The organism is Paenibacillus sp. FSL R7-277, from assembly GCF_000517965.1.
Taxonomy (GTDB): Bacteria; Bacillota; Bacilli; order Paenibacillales; family Paenibacillaceae; genus Paenibacillus_AQ; species Paenibacillus_AQ silagei.
The window spans coordinates 45973-62878 of sequence record NZ_ASPX01000054.1 but is presented as its reverse complement, the minus strand read 5'-3'; the positions used below and the strand labels follow the sequence as shown (position 1 = coordinate 62878).

Here is a 16906-nt window from a genome sequence, read left to right as displayed (position 1 = left end):
GCCTCCTTCAATGGTGACGCGCGGTTTGTAAACTAACAGTAATGAATATATCACAACTTTGTAACCATTGGCTATGTTTTTGTGGATATTGGAAATAATTAGCCCTAATAAAGCGTTATCAAGGATGTAAATATTACATATTCTTAATCATTATGAAGAGACTCTGCAGAATTATGCCATGTTTCCTGAATATTCGCAAAAATTTTACACAGTTTTAACATTTCTCGCTTAAGCAAATAGTAGAATGAAAGAATACGATATCTTAACTAGACATTGAAGCAACTTGGAGGGTCCATGAACGTGAATACAGATGAGAAAAAAATCAACAATATCAGCCCTGCAACAGCCTATCTTAACCGTGACCTCAGCTGGATCGAGTTCAACCGCCGGGTGCTCGGCGAGGCACAGGACCCGGAGAACCCGCTGATTGAGCGGGCCAAATTCCTGGCCATTGTGTCCAGTAACCTGGATGAGTTCATCAGTGTCCGGGTAGCGGGCATCCAGGATCAGATCCGGGCGGGATATACCAAAAAAGATTTTACCGGCTACACGCCCTCCGGCCTCTATAAACGCCTCAGCAAACGGGTGACCAAAATCGTCGCTGACCAGTACCGCACCTTTAAGGATATTTCACGCAGCCTGCACAAAGAGGGCATTGTGTTCGTTGATTATGAAGACTTGACACCGGCACAGGAGCTGTCGGTTGAGGAATACTACCGTGATATTATTTTCCCTGTGCTGACTCCTATGGCCGTGGACCAGAGCCGTCCGTTCCCGCTGGTTCACAGCCAATTCATCTATCTGGCTGTCGTGCTGACACGCAAGGACAGCCAGGAGGATGAGCCTTACTTCGCCATTCTGCAGATTCCGTCCAATCTGCCGCGCTGCATTCCCTTGCCTCACCGCTCGAACAGCAAAAAACGGCAATTCGTATTCATTGAAGATGTGATCCGCCATCATATTCAGACCTTATTCAGCGGTTATGATCCGGTAGCTGTCAGCGAATTCCGTCTGACCCGTAACTCCGATCTGACGATAGATGAAGAAGGTGCGGAGGATCTGCTGGAGGAGATTGAGAAGGAGCTCCGCAAACGCCGCCGTGGTGTGCCTGCCCGTCTGGAGGTCCAGAAAGGCATCCATCCCTATGCACTGGAGCAGCTTCAGGCTGAATTCGAGCTGGAGGACTTCCTCTTCGAAATTGAAGGTCCGCTTGATCTTGGCTTCCTGCGCAGCTTCAGCAGCAGTCTGAAGGGCTTCAGCTATCTGCTCAACCCGCCTGTCGAACCGATGTATCCGGCAGAATTCGAGGAGAATGAGGATTTCTTCGAAGTGCTGAGCACCCGTGATGTGTTGGTCTATCATCCGTACGAATCCTTCGATGCGATGACGGATTTCATTATCCAGGCCTCTGAGGATGAGCAGGTGATGGCGATCAAAATGACGCTGTACCGGGTCAGCGGCAATTCTCCGCTGATTACTGCCCTCGCCAACGCAGCCGAATCCGGCAAGCAGGTTACGGTGGTCGTGGAGCTGAAGGCCCGCTTCGATGAGGAACGCAACATCGCCTGGGCGCGTAAGCTGGAGCAGTCCGGCTGCCACGTGGTCTACGGTCTTGTCGGCCTCAAGACCCATGCCAAGGTGACGCTGATCGTCCGCCAGGAAGGCTCAGAGCTGCGCCGTTATGTTCACGTGGGGACAGGCAACTACAATGACAGCACGGCCAAGGCCTATACCGACCTTAGCCTGTTCACCGCCAATCATGAGATTGGCCTGGATGCGTCAGAGCTGTTCAATCAGATGACAGGCTACTCCGCCAACTACAACTGGAACTCCTTCATCGTAGCACCGACCAATATGAGTCTGTCGCTCCAGAAGCTGATTCTGCGTGAGGCGGAGCATGCCGCCGCAGGCCGGCCTGCACGGATTATCGCCAAGATGAACTCTCTATCGAACCAGGAGGTTATTGATTATCTGTACAGCGCGGCCCAGGCGGGAGTGTCTATCGACCTGATCGTCCGGGGAGTCTGCTGTCTGCGTCCGGGAATTGAAGGCCTCAGTGAGCGCATTACGGTACGCAGCATTGTGGACCGCTTCCTGGAGCATTCACGCATCTATTACTTCGAGAATGGCGGCGATCCCGAGGTCTACCTGTCCAGTGCCGACTGGATGACACGCAACCTAACCCGGCGGATCGAGCTGATGTGTCCGGTGAAGGATAGCAGTATCCGGGGGCAGATTGTCAAGATTCTGGAGCTGTCGCTGATGGACAATGTCAAATCCAGCTTCCTTCAGCCCAACGGATATTATGAACGGATCGACGACAAAAAGGCCCCGCTCCGGAGCCAGTTCGCCGCTATGGATGTTACCCGCTGGAAGGGAAGCCGATCTTTACCTTCACCGACCAAGCATTCCTGAAGGCTTTGAGTGCATTCTCAATGTCCTCCAGGCCGATAAGCACCTGTCCGCCCTGAAGCTCCAGATCCAGCGTATGATTATGCAGACGGGACTTCAGCCCGCTGACAATGCCGATCTCGGTGCTGTCCAGCGCAATGCTTAACTGCACTAATGTACCCAGCTTATGAATCCATTCCTCGTCGGAAGGCAGCAAAATGTCCTTATGCATCAGGGACAGTTTCTGCTTCCGGCTTTTTGTGCTGTAGGAAGCGATGTACGCGCTCAGAATCAGCTGGCGGTGCGTCAGTCCCCGAATGGGTGAATTCATCAGCCAGTAGTGGGTGTGCCGCTTGGATTGATAATAGTTAATGTTGGAGCCTGTCCGGTGCAGCATAATCGCCACATAGACCAGCATCTCCTGCTCCTCCCGGTCCCCTTCCCGATCAAAGGCCCCCAGCAGGCTCAGCGCCAGCTTGTTGATATGGTCGAGATGCCTCTTGGAGGTACGGATATCGAAGCGGATAATGGTATCCAGGCTGTATTCCAGCGCGCTGTCACGCACCGGCTGCTCCGGCTCCAGCAGATCATGCAGCATGCCCTCACGCAGCCCTTCGCCGCTGATCAGCGCCCGGCTGGCTCCAATGTAATGATAGACGGTATGGAAAATAATCAGCCCGGAGACGATGATATCCGCCCGGCTTTTGGACAGCCCGTCCAGATCCTTGCGCTTCTCAAACGGGGTAGCGGGCAGAACCTCCATGAACCGTTCGATCGTCTCGTTCTCCAGTACGTAACCATGGGAATTAGGCAGCGAATAATCGCGGTTCCTCTGATCGAGCTTAGCCAGTGAGCGAAGCGTTCCTCCCAGCCCGTATAGAGGAAGTCCTGTGCCCGTCGATAGCCAGTCATGCTCCACCAGCCTGCCGGTTACGTATAATTGCAGCTTGCGGAGCTGATCCGCATTCCAGTTGCCGCCCTGGCTGAACATCTGATTGGTGTTGACCGCACCGAACGGGAACGAGATACTCTGCTGATAACGCCGTCCGCGGAATAAGGTAACCTCGGTACTGCCCCCGCCGATATCAATCACGAAGCCATCCTGGACGTCAAAAGCATTAATTACCCCAAGGAAGCCGAAATACGCCTCCTGATATCCGCTGACCACCTCAATCGGAATCGACGAAGCCTCTGACAGATAGCTGATGATCTCCGCTGAGTTCGCTGCATTTCGAATGGCGGCGGTGGCGCCTGCGCGGATTCTCTCTACTTCAAAATCATCACAGATCTCCTTGAACTGCTGAAGAACAGGTATGATCGTATCCATATCCTTCTTCTCCAGCCTGCCCTCCTTCGTAATCTTCTCGCTCAAACGGGCAGAGTACTTACATTCCTTGATGATTTTGTAGCCGCCTGCCTGCGTCGTGTCATAAATTACAAGTCGTATAGAGTTGGAACCAATATCAATAATGCCGATCCGGCAAAGATCATCTCTCATCTGTATGTACTCCTTTTCAAGTAGATTGATCATCTGTATACTATATCACCCATTGTGCACTCCGCCAAAATAAAATAACCCCAAATGGTGGGGTTATTTAACCAGCCTTCTATAATACCTTGCTGAGAAAATCGCGCGTACGGGCATGCTTGGGATGACCGAACACCTCTGCCGGTGTCCCCTGCTCCACAATCACTCCGCCGTCCATGAACAGGATTCGGTCCCCTACTTCACGGGCGAAGCCCATCTCGTGCGTCACAATTACCATGGTCATGCCGTTAACCGCCAGCTGCTTCATAACCTCCAGCACTTCACCGACCATCTCCGGGTCCAGCGCCGAGGTTGGCTCGTCGAACAGCATGACATGCGGCTGCATAGCCAGCGCCCGGGCGATTGCGATCCGCTGCTTCTGTCCGCCGGAGAGCTGCGCCGGATAAGCATCGCGCTTGTCTTCAAGGCCTACAGTCCGCAGCAGCTCCATCGCGTACTTCTCGGCCTCAGCAGCCTGCTGCTTCTTCACCTTGAGCGGAGCGAGCATAATGTTCTGCAGCACGGATTTGTGCGGGAACAGGTTGAATTGCTGGAACACCATCCCCATTTTCTCGCGGGTCACGTTGATGTCATGGCGCTTCGCGGTAATGGATTGACCCTCGAAGCTGATCTCCCCGCCTGTGGGCTGCTCCAGTAGGTTCAGGCAGCGCAGAAAGGTGCTTTTACCCGATCCGCTGGGACCGATGACAACAACAACCTCACCCTTGTGAATATTCAGATCAATACCCTTCAGGATCTCCAGCTTCCCAAAGCTCTTCCGCAGGTTCTTAACCTCGATCATCCGTGTTCAGCCTCCGTTCCAATATACCCAGCAGCTTGGATAGTGTGAATGTTAGTACGAAATACATGACCGCAATCACAAGCAGCGGACTAAGTCCTTCATAAGTAATGGTGGTTATTGTTCTGGCTTGGAACAGCAGATCCGCTACACCAATCATCGATACGATAGAGGACTCCTTAATAATTGTAATGAATTCGTTGCCGATGGCAGGCAATACGTTCTTCAATGCCTGCGGCAAAATGATGTAACGCATGGTCATACCCTGCTTCATTCCGAGTGAACGAGCCGCCTCCATCTGTCCGCGGTCCACCCCTTGAATTCCGGCACGGAAAATCTCAGCCAGATATGCCGAGCTGTTAATCGTAAGTGTGATCGCACCCGACTGAATCGGGGACAGCGAAATACCAAACTCCGGCAGGCCGTAGTGAATCAGAAACAATTGCACCAGCATTGGCGTCCCGCGTAAGAATTCCACCCATGCGGTGGCAATAAAGCGCAGAATTCTCCATTTGGACATCCGCAGGAGCGAAACCAGGATGCCTAGTACGAAACCGAAGAATACCCCCAGCACCGCAAGCAGCAGTGTATACTGCAGACCGGATAAGAATAAATTGCGGTACTCATAAGCCATATCGAATACATTCATTGCCCTCAAACCCTCCTCTTCTCAAAAAAATAGAAAACGGCGGATCACCGCCATTTTCTGCATGGTAGAGCATAATCCCGCAGCCAGCTGCGGGCCTATCTTGATCTCCGCTAACCTTATATGCGGCTTTCGCGTGTTATTTGCTCTCAGCAAGCTCGCTTGCTGCCGCTACAAATTCATCAATCTTGCCTTCGGATTTCAGCCGTCCGAGTGTCTTATTCACTTGATCGAGCAGCTCGGTGTTGCCCTTCTTCACACCGATGACATAGCCGTCATCTTCAACCTCCGGCTTGGCATCCGTGATCACGAGGCCCTTGACGTTCTTCACAAAGGACTTGGCAACAGGTCCTTCCATGATGGAAGCATCCACCCGGTTCGACTGCAGCTGCAGGACGATTTCGGAGATTTTGCTGAGGGAGGTCAGTTGTGCGCCTTCGATGCCCTTGGCGATCCCCTCCTGGATGGAACCGGTCTGAATTCCGATCTTGGCACCCTTCAGTGCGTCCATGCTGGCGAATTTGTCCTTGTCGGCTTCACGCACTACGACAGCCTGCTCTGCCTTATAGTAGATGTCCGAGAGACCTACAGCTTCAGCGCGTTCCGGTGTCGGGCTAAGTCCCGAGATCACCATATCGATCCGGCCGCTTGCCAGCTCATTCAGCAAAGAGTCGAACGGAAGATCCTTAACCTCCAGCTCCTGGCCCAAATCAGCGGCAATCTCCTTGGCAATCTCGATATCAAAACCAACAATCGTATCCGTACCTTCAACCATCTTGTGGAATTCATATGGAGGAAAGTCTGCGCTTGTACCCATAATCAGCTTCTTGGCCGGCGCCTCCGTGCTTGCAGCACCGCCATTTCCGCTTGCTGCGGTATTGTTCTTATCGTTATTGGAGCCGCATCCGGCCAAGAGTCCTGCTGCCAGCAGCAGTCCCATAGAAAGTTTACCCCATTTGTTCATTTGTCTCGTCTCCCTGTTCTATTTATATTCTCTATTCTATCCGTCCCATGGACCGACTTATTATAAATCACTTCGCATGAATATGCAAAGACGATTTTGTGACAAAAACCTGTTACGGCGACAAAAAAATGCACATCCTATGAAGGTGGTATATAATACTATCTACTATAGATTATCTCCAAATGCCGCACGAATCATTACAGCTTCCACCCAACTTACAGGAGGTGCTACTATGCTGCTTGAAGCGATGTACCATGTTCCCCGTGACAAATGGGCCTATGCCTATGATACTGAAACGATTCATCTGCGTGTGCGCACCAAACGTGATGATGTGGACTACGTAGTCGCCCTTACCGGCGACAAGTATGATTGGCAGCATACCTCTTATGACATTATCATGGAGAAGGCCGCCTCCGATGACAAATTCGATTACTGGGAAGCAGCGGTCCGGCCCAAATATAAGCGGCTTAGCTATACTTTTCGCGTAAGTAAGGGTATGGAGACGGTCTATCTGCTCGATAACGGTATTCGCTCTGAGTGTCCTCCTCCGCCGAATCACTTCTACGAATTCCCATATATCCACGGGATCGACTTGTTCCGGGTTCCTCCCTGGGCAAAGGATGCCGTATTCTACCAGATCATGACCGAGCGTTTCGCGAATGGCAATCCCCTGATTAATCCGGAAGGCACGCAGCCTTGGGGCGGCAAGCCTGAGCTGAATAATTTCTTCGGCGGCGACCTTCAGGGCGTGCTGGACCATCTGGATGATCTGCAGGAGCTGGGCGTCAACGCCCTCTACTTCACGCCGCTATTCGTCTCCCCTTCCAACCATAAATATGACATTGTGGATTACCGGAGAGTTGACCCGCATTTCGGCGATAATGAGCTGCTGAAGCAGGTTGTCGAGGAATGCCACAGACGGGGCCTGCGCGTCATGCTTGACGCGGTGTTCAACCATTGCAGCGATCAGTTCCCGCCCTTCCAGGATGTGCTGGCTAAAGGGGAGTACTCCGTCTACCGGGACTGGTTCCATGTGAACTCTTTTCCGGCTGAGATTGTGGACGGTATTCCCACCTATGACACGTTCGGCTTCTACGGCAATATGCCGAAGTTCAACACCGCCAATCATGAAGTAAAATCTTATCTGCTGGAGGTGGCCGAATACTGGATCAAGGAGATCAAGGTGGACGGCTGGCGGCTGGATGTGGCCAACGAGGTGGACCATCACTTCTGGCGTGATTTCCGCAAGGTGGTCAAGGCCGCGAACCCGGATGCCTACATCGTCGGCGAGGTATGGAGCGACTCCTTAACCTGGCTGCTCGGCGACCAGTTCGATTCGGTGATGAACTATCCCTTCTCGGGGACGGTGCTGGAATTCTTCAACGGCGGGATGGACGGCATCACCTTCGGTCACCGGATCGGCGGCCTGCTCATGCGTTATCCGCAGCAGACGAACGAGGTGGTCTTCAATCTGCTTGGCAGCCATGACACCCCCCGCCTGCTCACCGTGCTTGGTGAAGACAAACGGAAGCTGAAGCTGACGGTCGTCTTCCTGTTCACCTTCATGGGCACCCCCTGCATCTATTACGGCGATGAGATTGGCCTGACGGGCTACGAGGACCCGGATTGCCGCAAATGTATGGAATGGGATCAGGGCAGGCAGGACCGCGAGCTGTATGACTTTTACCGGATGATGATTAGTTTGCGCAAGGAGCATAAGGCGCTTCGTGAAGGCCGCTTCCGGATTCTTCAGGCCTGTGAGCATGACCCGTGCATTGTCTATGAGCGCGCAGATGAGCTGATCCATTTCACGGTCTGGATGAACAATTCACCGCAGCAACGCACGCTCAGCCACCCGATGGAGACCAGTGACTGGCTGGATGCGCTGACCGGCGAAGCAGTAGCCCCGGAACGCGGGATGATGAATGTGGCACTGGAGCCGTACGAGTACCGGATTCTGTTCCGGCATATTGTGGAGGCTTGATGAAATTAGACACATTTAAGTTTTGAACACGTTGCATGGTCGCCGTTGCGGTGAACAACGTCAAAAAGGCATCCCTAAGTTCATCATGAACTGAGGGGTGCCTTTTCCCATCTAAACCTTACTGTACCTATTCCGCTGCAGTCACAGTAATCTTGTTATAAATATCAATGTACTGCTGTGCAGACACGTTCCAGCTGTAGTCGCCGGAGAATGCGTTTTTGGCTACTTTTTTCCAGTGCTCGGGCTTGTGGTAGAACGATACGGCGCGGCGGAGCGTGTGCATCATATCATGGGCATTATAATCCTTGAAGGTGAAGCCGTTGCCCTCTCCGGTGTATTCGTTGTACGCCTGCACGGTATCGTTCAGCCCGCCTGTCTCACGGACCACCGGAATGCTGCCGTAACGCAGCGCGAGGAGCTGGCTGATGCCGCAAGGCTCGAATTTGGACGGCATCAGGAAGATGTCGCTGGCGGCGTAGATTTTGCGGGACAAGGCATCATTGAAGGTAATCTGTGACGACAGCTTGGTCGGATAACGCCACTGCGCCTCACGGAACCAGCGTTCGTAGACCTCATCCCCCGTGCCTAGCAGCACGAACTGAATATCATCGTAGTACAGCAGCTCATCCAGCACACGGGTTAGCAGATCCAGTCCCTTGGAATCCACCAGACGCGTAACCATAGCTACCATTGGAATGTAAGGGGCCACCGGCAATCCAAGCTCCTGCTGGAGTCCCAGCTTGTTCTCGGCTTTTTTGGCCAGGTTAGAGCGGTACTTGGTGAAGATTGCCGTATCACTGGACGGATTATAGCTCTTGGTATCAATTCCGTTCACAATGCCGCTGAGCGCGTCAGAGCGCGCAGTCAGGAGACCATCGAGACCATAGCCGTAGTACGGGGTCCGGATCTCATCGGCATATGTCGGGCTGACGGTGGTGACATGGTCACTGTAGACAATCCCGCCCTTCATATAATTCACATTCCCGTAATACTCCACGCCCAGGAAATAACTGTCGTCCAGACCCAGCAGCTCACCCAGCACGGTATACGGGAAGACTCCCTGATACAGGAGATTATGTATGGTGAATACCGTACGCATCTCACTGTAGAACGGATTATGCCGGTAATGCGCCTGCAGCAGCAGCGGAACCACCGCAGCATGCCAGTCATGGCAATGGATTACATCCGGCTGGAAGCTAATGGCCGGCAGACATTCCAGCACCGCCCGGTTGAAGTACGCGAACCGCTCGCCGTCATCCATATAGCCATAGATTCCGTCACGGCCGAAGTAATACTCATTGTCGATGAAATAGACGGGAATCCCTTCAAATACCACCTTTTCGATCCCGCAATACTGATTGCGCCAGCCAATCGGGACCTCCAGAGTAGCGACATGCTCCATCTGAGCGGAATACTTCTCAGGAATTCCTTTGTATTTGGGCAAAATTACCCGGACATCGACCCCGGCCGCCTTGAGGGCTTTCGGCAAAGCGCCGATGACATCGGCCAGTCCGCCTGTTTTGATAAATGGATGGGCTTCCGCCGCAGCAAATAATACTTTCATTCCATCTCCCCCTTATATAGTGGCTTATTCGGACACTTCCTGCCCTTAAACGGTCTTGCGGCCTGACTTCTTAAGCACCAAGAAGCTAAGTGGCGGCAGGGTCAGTTCTATACTGTTCACCTGATTATGCCACTCGGTCTTGGTGCTCTTCAGCGGCTCATTATGGAAGCCCGATCCGCCGTATTCGTTGCTCTCCGAGCTAAATAACTCTTCATAAACACCCGGACGCGGCACGCCGATACGGTAATGGCGGCGCTCGGCCGGCTGGAAGTTGATAATAATCAAGAGCGTGTCTACCGGACGTTTGCCTCTGCGGATATAGGATACGACACTCTGCCCGCTGTCATCGGCATCGATCCACTGGTAGCCCGTCATGTCATGATCGAGCTCCCACAGCGCTTTTTCGGCAAGGTATAGCTTATTCAGCGCAGCTGTATAGGCCTGCATCCGCCGGTGGCTCTCATAATCCAGCAGCAGCCAGTCAAGCTGATCCTGATCCTTCCATTCTATGAATTGCCCGAACTCTCCGCCCATGAACAGCAGCTTCTTGCCCGGATGGCTGATCTGATACCCCAGAAGCTGGCGCAGACCGGCGAATTTCTGCTCATAGGACCCCGGCATTTTGTCCAGCAGCGACTTCTTGCCGTGCACTACTTCGTCATGCGACAGCGGAAGTGTATAGTTCTCGGCATACGCATAGCATATCGGGAAGGTCAACAAATTATGATGATAAGGGCGCGAATCGAAATCCCGTTCTATGTAGCCCAAGGTGTCATTCATCCAGCCCATATTCCATTTGTAGTTGAAGCCCAGGCCCCCTTCATGCACCGGAGAGGTTACACCGGGCCAGGCACTGGATTCTTCCGCCATCATGAGCGCCTTCGGATAATACCGGAAGATCGTCTGGTTGAGCTGCTGAATGAACCGGATGGCCTCCAGATTCTCCAGCCCGCCATGCTCATTCGTCCGGTACTGATGGGGTTCCTTCTCGAAATCAAGCCGCAGCATACTCGTAACCGCGTCCACGCGCATGCCGTCAATATGATACTTCTCGAACCAGAACAAGGCATTGGAGATCAGGAAAGATGAGATTTCCGGCTTGCTGAAATCGAAGGACAAGGTGCCCCAGCCCGGCTTCTCCGCCAGCATCGGATCAGCATACTCATACAGCGGCGAACCGTCGAACAGGCGCAGGCCATGAGCATCCTTGGCAAAATGGGCAGGAACCCAGTCCAGAATAACCCCGATGCCGGCCTGATGCAGCTGATCGATCAGATACATCAGATCCTGCGGCTCTCCGAAGCGGCTGGTAGCCGCAAAATAACCGGTTCCCTGGTAGCCCCAGGACAGATCATATGGATGTTCAGCGAGCGGCATAAACTCCACATGGGTATAGCTCATTTCGCTCAGGTAAGGAATCAGCAGACTGCTGATCTCCCGATAAGTATAGAGTTCACCGTCTTCCTTTTGCCGCCAGGTGCCCAGATGCATTTCATAAATATTCATGGGTGCCTGATACGGACCTTTACTCTTCCGCCTCCAAGCAGCATCCCCCCATTTATAGCCGTCCAGATTCGCTACAACGGATGCTGTTGCCGGGCGAACTTCCGCGTGGAAGGCATATGGGTCTGCTTTGAGGAAGCTTGTACCATCTGCTCCTGTAATCCTGTATTTGTAAAAAGTTCCCGGCTCCATTCCCGGAAAAAAACGACTCCAAAATCCTGAATCGGGTATCTTATATAACGTATCAAGATCGGATGTTCCATCCCAGCTGTTATGATCTCCCGCCAGTCCTACATATGCCGCATGAGGAGCCCACACGGTAAAGCGAACGCCGGCCTGCCCTTCTTGGACGGCAATGTGCGCGCCAAGCATCGTATAGCTGCGATAATTCGTGCCCTCATGGAACAGATAAATATCTTCAGCGGACGGGAGGTTTTCTGTTTTTGGTAAATCGGCCAAATCATCACCACCTTAGGATATATGATGCACCTATTACATTACCCGAATATATAGATTTTGAAAATGATTTTGAGAGAAGTCCGGGCAATTTCTGAATATTGAAAATAAACATGTAATTTTTGCAGATATGCAGCAATATAATTCACCTATGTCGTTTCAAGCGCTTGATCTGCGTGTATATTACAAGCATTGACAAAAAAATGGGAGGGATAACACATGAGTAAGAAAGAATGTATCGCCATGCTCCTGGCAGGCGGGGAAGGCCGCAGATTAGCCCCGTTGACTTCCAGCATGGCTAAGCCTGCAGTCCCTTTCGGCGGACAGTACCGAATTATTGATTTTCCCCTAAGCAACTGTGTGAATTCCAAGATTGATACCATCGGAGTACTGACTCAGTACGAAGCAGAATCGTTGCATCAGCATATCGGTGAAGGTGAGCCCTGGGGGCTGCACAGCCGCAGTGACCGGGGTGTAAGACTGCTCCCTTCTGGGATTGAAGGCAGAGACAGCTATACAGGCACCGCCGATGCTATTTATAAGAATATTGAATATATTGACAGTCAGAACCCGGAGCATGTACTTATTCTGTCGGGAGACCATATCTACCACATGGACTACCGCAAAATGCTCGATTATCACATCGCCAAGTCTGCGAAGGCAACGATATCGGTTATGGAGGTTCCTTGGGATGAAGCGAGCCGCTTCGGCGTGATGAACGTGGATGAAGATTTCAAGATCTCCGAATTTGCCGAGAAACCGAAGGCTCCGAAGAGCAATCTGGCTTCCATGGGTATTTATCTGTTCGAGTGGGCGTACTTGAAGGCTCATTTGCTGCGGGATGCCGCAAATGCGGAATCCGGTCATGATTTCGGCAAGGATGTCATTCCAGCTATGCTGGATGCGAGTGATGAACTGTTCGCTTACCGCTTCGAGGGCTATTGGAGAGATGTCGGTACAGTTGGCAGCCTCTGGGAAGCTCATATGGATCTCTTGCAAGAAGACGGCTTCCAGCTTGATAATTCACGCTGGCCGATGTACAGCCGTGCACAGCGGACCAAGCTGGCTGCGCTCAGACCCCGCACTCAACAAGCGGCTTCAGCAGATTGCCTGATTCACGAGACCTGCCAGCTCGAAGGCAGCCCTCAGCGCTCGGTCATCTTCAGCGGTGTAGAGATCGGCAAGCAGAGCAGAATCAAGCAGAGTGTGGTAATGCCCGGTGCCCGTATTGGACGCGGTGTTCTGATTGAACACGCCATTATCGGTGAAGGTGCTGTGATCAAGGACGGCGCTGTGATCAAAGGCAGTGCAGACAACATTGTGGTTGTCGGCCCGCATGAGATTGTAGCTGCCAAGCCGCTGGTCCGTACCCAGCCTGCCCGCCTGCTTCAGGAGGTCTATGAGAAGGCCGGCCGTCTGCGTGCGGAAGGAATGCCTTCATAACAATCGTTCAGCACAATCGTTCAGCCCTTAGGGCTGCTACATACAAAGGGATACAGCTCCGGTCTGTCCGGACGATAGCTGTATCCCTTTTGTATAAATATAAGAAATTATATGTTTCACACGATAACTTATCCTTCTATTTCTCGCTGAAACGGGTGCCGTCCCTGTAAGGACGCCAAAGCCGTTTCCAATTGGCTTGCTTATGAAGTTACCGGTGAGTTGCTGGGACGGGCATTCCCCTGCTGGCTGTCATCCAGCGGCAGAATGACGGTAACCTGGGTACCCTTGCCCAGCTCACTGTCCATTTCCAGCTTGCCGTTATGAAGCTCCACAATCTGCTGGGAGATCGCCAGCCCGAGGCCCGTTCCCCCGTTAAGGGCATCGACCTGGAAGAAGCGGTCCCGTACTCTGGCCAGGTGCGCTTCACTAATGCCAATACCGCTGTCACGGACAGTGACAGCCATCTCGGTACCGGAGAGACGCTCCGCCGACAGCACGATACTGGAATCCTCCGGCGAGAATTTCACCGCATTATCCACCAGATTGAGGAAGACTTGCTTGAGACGGTTGGCATCCGCCTTGATGAAAATCGTCTCCTCACATTCCAGCAGCAGATGAATCCGTTTCTTCTCGGCCTTGGCCCAGATATTGAGCAGCGTCTCCTGCAGCAGAACCTTAATATCCACCTGCCCCATCGACAGCTTCATTTCGTTCTGTTGCAGCTTCGAGAAGTCGAGGATTTCCTCCACCAGCCCGATCAGCCGGTCACTCTCCCTGGAGATAATTCCGACCCCAAGCTTGGTCTCTTCAGGGTCATAGCCCCCGGAGACCAGCGTCTCGCTCCAGCCCTTGATGCTGGTCAGCGGAGTGCGCAGCTCATGAGAGATCGAGGAGATGAAATCATCCTTGATCTGGTTGCTGCGGACAATCTCGTCCGCCATATAGTTGAGCGTTGAAGCGAGTTCGCCGATCTCGTACCGGTAATCGCCTTTGATCCGGGTAGTGAACTTGCCCTTCGCCATCTGCGCCGACACGGCCGTAATATTATTCAGCGGACGCACAATCGAATTGGCGAGCCCGAAGCTGAGCAGCAGAACAATCGTCAGCACTACCACACCGATGCCAATGGAGAGCAGGGTCAGATTAAGCAGATCTTTATTAACGCCTTCCATGGAAGTCAGATACCGCAGAATATAAGTATCGTGAGCATTAATACGCACCATCTTGGAGACCGCCATGACACTTTCATTAGTTCCGGCTTGCCGGCCTAGCCAGCGTCCTATACTGCCGCCCACCGCCTCCGGGACATCACTGGTGGTGATGGTCCGGTCCGGCTGAAACCCTGTTGTACTGGTAAGGATGTCCCCCTTAAGGGTCAGGACCTCCAGCTCGGTATACTCCAGATTAAAATAATCGAGTAACCCCTTCAACTGGTTCGCTGATGTGCCGTTTAAGACCCCATATTTAACCATACTTTCGGCTGCACTAATCTGTGTAGTGATCTTGGTGTAGATGCTGTCGTAATAATAGGTGCGGATCGCCAGCAGAAAGGTTGTCTCAACCAGGAGAAGCGCTACAAAGACTACAAGAATATAGTGCAGTACGATCTGTCTGCGCATCCCCTTCTTGATCATTGTACCTGGCCTTTCCATTTATAGCCGTGCCCCCACACCGTCTGCAGGTACTCAGGCTCCGATGGATTGTTCTCGATTTTTTGGCGCAAGCGGCGGATATTGACGTCAACAATCTTAGGGTCCCCCATATATTCCTTGCCCCAGACATGATCAAGCAGGGAGTCACGGCTGAGCGGCGTATTCTCCTTCTCCAGGAAGAACTGCACCAGCGAGAATTCTGTTGGGGTAAGCTCAATGGCTTCCCCGCTCCGCTTGAACTGCTTGGAGATCAGATCTAATGTGAACGGACCCGACTGGAACGAGACCTTGGCCGACTGCTCGCGGTGAACATTGACCCGGCGCAGCAGCGACTGGATACGTGCGATCAGCTCGGTTGGACTGAACGGCTTGCTGACATGGTCATCTGCTCCCACCGACAGCGCATAGACCTTGTCCTGTTCCTGTACTTTGGCCGTCAAGAAAATAATTCCGAGGCGTTCATTGGTCTCCCGGATGCGTCTGCATACCTCAAAGCCGTCGATGCCGGGTACCATAACATCCAGCAGGGCGATATCAATGTCATGTATAGTAGTCAGCTTATGCAGCGCCTCATGGCCATCTGCCGCCTCCAGCACCTCAAAGCCGTTACGCTTCAGATTAATAACAATAAAACTGCGGATAGACTCTTCGTCCTCCAGTATCAGTACTTTACTCATTGATTCCCTTCCTTTCAATAGAGGATTGAATTCGCCCGTCTCCTCCTCCGATTGTATTTTGTTCCAGTCCTCCCCGGTACCCGATCATTTTATCCAGATCGCGGCCGAGCAGCTTCCAGCCGGTGTTCTTCGCATTGTCCCATTCCGCAGGCGAGAAGAATGTTACTTCGGCGACCGTCTCTCCGGTATCCGTCATAATGAATTTGAGTGATTTGTTCTGAACCGACTTCGTGTCCACGGTCACCCGCTCCTGCCATTCGGGGGCGAAGTTAATAGTGAACCGGTCCAGCGGATCATTATAGAGCTGGGTACTGAAGGTCAAGCCGTCTTTCCCGTCCCATTTGTAATAGGAATTGAAATACGGAATGGTCTCCGGATCGAAATACTCCCATCCCTTGGGGGGAACCAGCATCCCTATCTCAATAATTCCGTCCGAATCAATATCCTCGCTGACTATTTTGCGGTCCTTGAAGGTGAGGTCATTCCCGGGAATAGCGACACGCAGCTTGTTATTCTCCATTACAACCACTGTTGTATACGCTGAGTGAGAATCCACGGCTGAATCCAGGACTATACCTTCTTTGTTCGCAGCTACTTTTCCTGAGACAATATTGTAATAACTATTGAAATAAGGGTCTAAGTCGTCCAGTTGATCCAGCACCTGGAAGCTGTCATTGTACTGGTAAGTAGCAATTGTTGCGAATTCATTACGCTTGAAATACACCACGGTAATATCCGCGATTCCATCCTCATTCAGATCATCGATGATGTATTTGGTGTACGGCTTCGTTAGAATCTCTTCCAGCACTCCCCCGGAATAGCTGTAGACGACCATGCCCTTCTCTTCCCCACGGGAATACCCGGCAATAATGTTGAGCTTACCGTCACCTGTTACATCCTTAAGATCTACAGAATCAAGATTGTTGCCAACACCATCGAACGTAAGCTTCTTGACCCAGGTATCCCCCTGCTTCTCCAGAATCATTCCGTGATTAACCACGGCTTCATTCTTGTTCTGGTAGAACACAAGCGTCTCCATCACGCCATCCTGGTCCAGGTCCTCTGTAAAAATAGAGCTGTTATCATCATTGGCCGGACGGGTCAAGGTGCCATCCAGCGCCTTCAGAGAAGAGTTAATGGCGGCCATCAGCGAAGCCTTGTCCGCAGGCAGCTGGGGCACCCTCATCTGGGATACCGGATCACTGATGAAAGTGCAGCCCGACAGGGCAAACAGCGACAGGGCGGCTGCGGCAAGTCCTCCCAGTAGACGCATACGCATATTCAACTTCATTTACGCTC

The 16906-nt window shown here is 52.4% G+C and carries 12 protein-coding genes; 3 read left to right on the top strand and 9 right to left on the bottom strand.

Annotated features, from left to right (window positions below):
* Window positions 1-294: 294 nt before the first annotated feature.
* Window positions 295-2415: a polyphosphate kinase 1 gene (ppk1, locus tag C173_RS16490; RefSeq protein WP_036726487.1), complete on the top strand. Its 2121-nt coding sequence runs from the start codon at window positions 295-297 to the stop codon at window positions 2413-2415.
* On the opposite strand, the gene C173_RS16485 is transcribed toward ppk1, so the two are convergent.
* From C173_RS16485 to C173_RS16470, 4 genes are all read right to left on the bottom strand, one after another.
* A complete protein-coding gene (locus tag C173_RS16485; protein WP_036726485.1) occupies window positions 2363-3889 on the bottom strand; it encodes a Ppx/GppA phosphatase family protein in 1527 nt (508 codons plus the stop codon). The two genes, ppk1 and C173_RS16485, sit on opposite strands and share 53 nt — an antisense overlap.
* A 109-nt stretch (window positions 3890-3998) precedes the next feature.
* Window positions 3999-4721 carry an amino acid ABC transporter ATP-binding protein gene (locus tag C173_RS16480; protein WP_036726484.1) on the bottom strand — a complete coding sequence of 241 codons (723 nt, stop codon included), beginning with the start codon at window positions 4719-4721 and terminating at the stop codon, window positions 3999-4001.
* Window positions 4708-5367, bottom strand: a complete 660-nt coding sequence (locus tag C173_RS16475; RefSeq protein ID WP_036726482.1) for an amino acid ABC transporter permease — start codon at window positions 5365-5367, stop codon at window positions 4708-4710. The genes C173_RS16480 and C173_RS16475 overlap by 14 nt, the downstream gene beginning before the upstream one ends.
* Window positions 5368-5503: 136 nt before the next feature.
* Window positions 5504-6328 (bottom strand): transporter substrate-binding domain-containing protein, encoded by an 825-nt coding sequence (locus C173_RS16470; protein ID WP_036726480.1) that lies wholly within the window; start codon window positions 6326-6328, stop codon window positions 5504-5506.
* 232 nt (window positions 6329-6560) lie between these two features.
* On the opposite strand from C173_RS16470, the gene C173_RS16465 reads away from it, so the two are divergent.
* On the top strand, window positions 6561-8312 hold the full coding sequence (locus C173_RS16465) for an alpha-glycosidase (RefSeq protein ID WP_036726479.1): 1752 nt from the start codon (window positions 6561-6563) through the stop codon (window positions 8310-8312).
* Between the two features lie 127 nt (window positions 8313-8439).
* On the opposite strand, the gene glgA is transcribed toward C173_RS16465, so the two are convergent.
* Together glgA and glgB are read right to left on the bottom strand one after the other, a co-directional pair.
* Window positions 8440-9876 carry a glycogen synthase GlgA gene (glgA, locus tag C173_RS16460; RefSeq protein ID WP_036726477.1) on the bottom strand — a complete coding sequence of 479 codons (1437 nt, stop codon included), beginning with the start codon at window positions 9874-9876 and terminating at the stop codon, window positions 8440-8442.
* Between the two features lie 45 nt (window positions 9877-9921).
* Window positions 9922-11838: a 1,4-alpha-glucan branching protein GlgB gene (glgB, locus tag C173_RS16455; protein ID WP_036726475.1), complete on the bottom strand. Its 1917-nt coding sequence runs from the start codon at window positions 11836-11838 to the stop codon at window positions 9922-9924.
* Between the two features lie 216 nt (window positions 11839-12054).
* On the opposite strand from glgB, the gene C173_RS16450 reads away from it, so the two are divergent.
* Complete coding sequence (locus tag C173_RS16450) at window positions 12055-13278, top strand: glucose-1-phosphate adenylyltransferase (protein WP_036726474.1); 1224 nt, start codon at window positions 12055-12057, stop codon at window positions 13276-13278.
* 200 nt (window positions 13279-13478) lie between these two features.
* On the opposite strand, the gene C173_RS16445 is transcribed toward C173_RS16450, so the two are convergent.
* The 3 genes from C173_RS16445 to C173_RS16435 are packed head-to-tail and all read right to left on the bottom strand — an operon-like array spanning window position 13479 to window position 16898.
* Window positions 13479-14912: a sensor histidine kinase gene (locus C173_RS16445; protein ID WP_036726472.1), complete on the bottom strand. Its 1434-nt coding sequence runs from the start codon at window positions 14910-14912 to the stop codon at window positions 13479-13481.
* Window positions 14909-15607: a response regulator transcription factor gene (locus C173_RS16440; RefSeq protein ID WP_036695433.1), complete on the bottom strand. Its 699-nt coding sequence runs from the start codon at window positions 15605-15607 to the stop codon at window positions 14909-14911. Before C173_RS16440 ends, C173_RS16445 begins: the two co-directional genes overlap by 4 nt.
* Window positions 15600-16898 carry a hypothetical protein gene (locus C173_RS16435; RefSeq protein WP_200869552.1) on the bottom strand — a complete coding sequence of 433 codons (1299 nt, stop codon included), beginning with the start codon at window positions 16896-16898 and terminating at the stop codon, window positions 15600-15602. Before C173_RS16435 ends, C173_RS16440 begins: the two co-directional genes overlap by 8 nt.
* Between the last annotated feature and the right edge of the window lie 8 nt (window positions 16899-16906).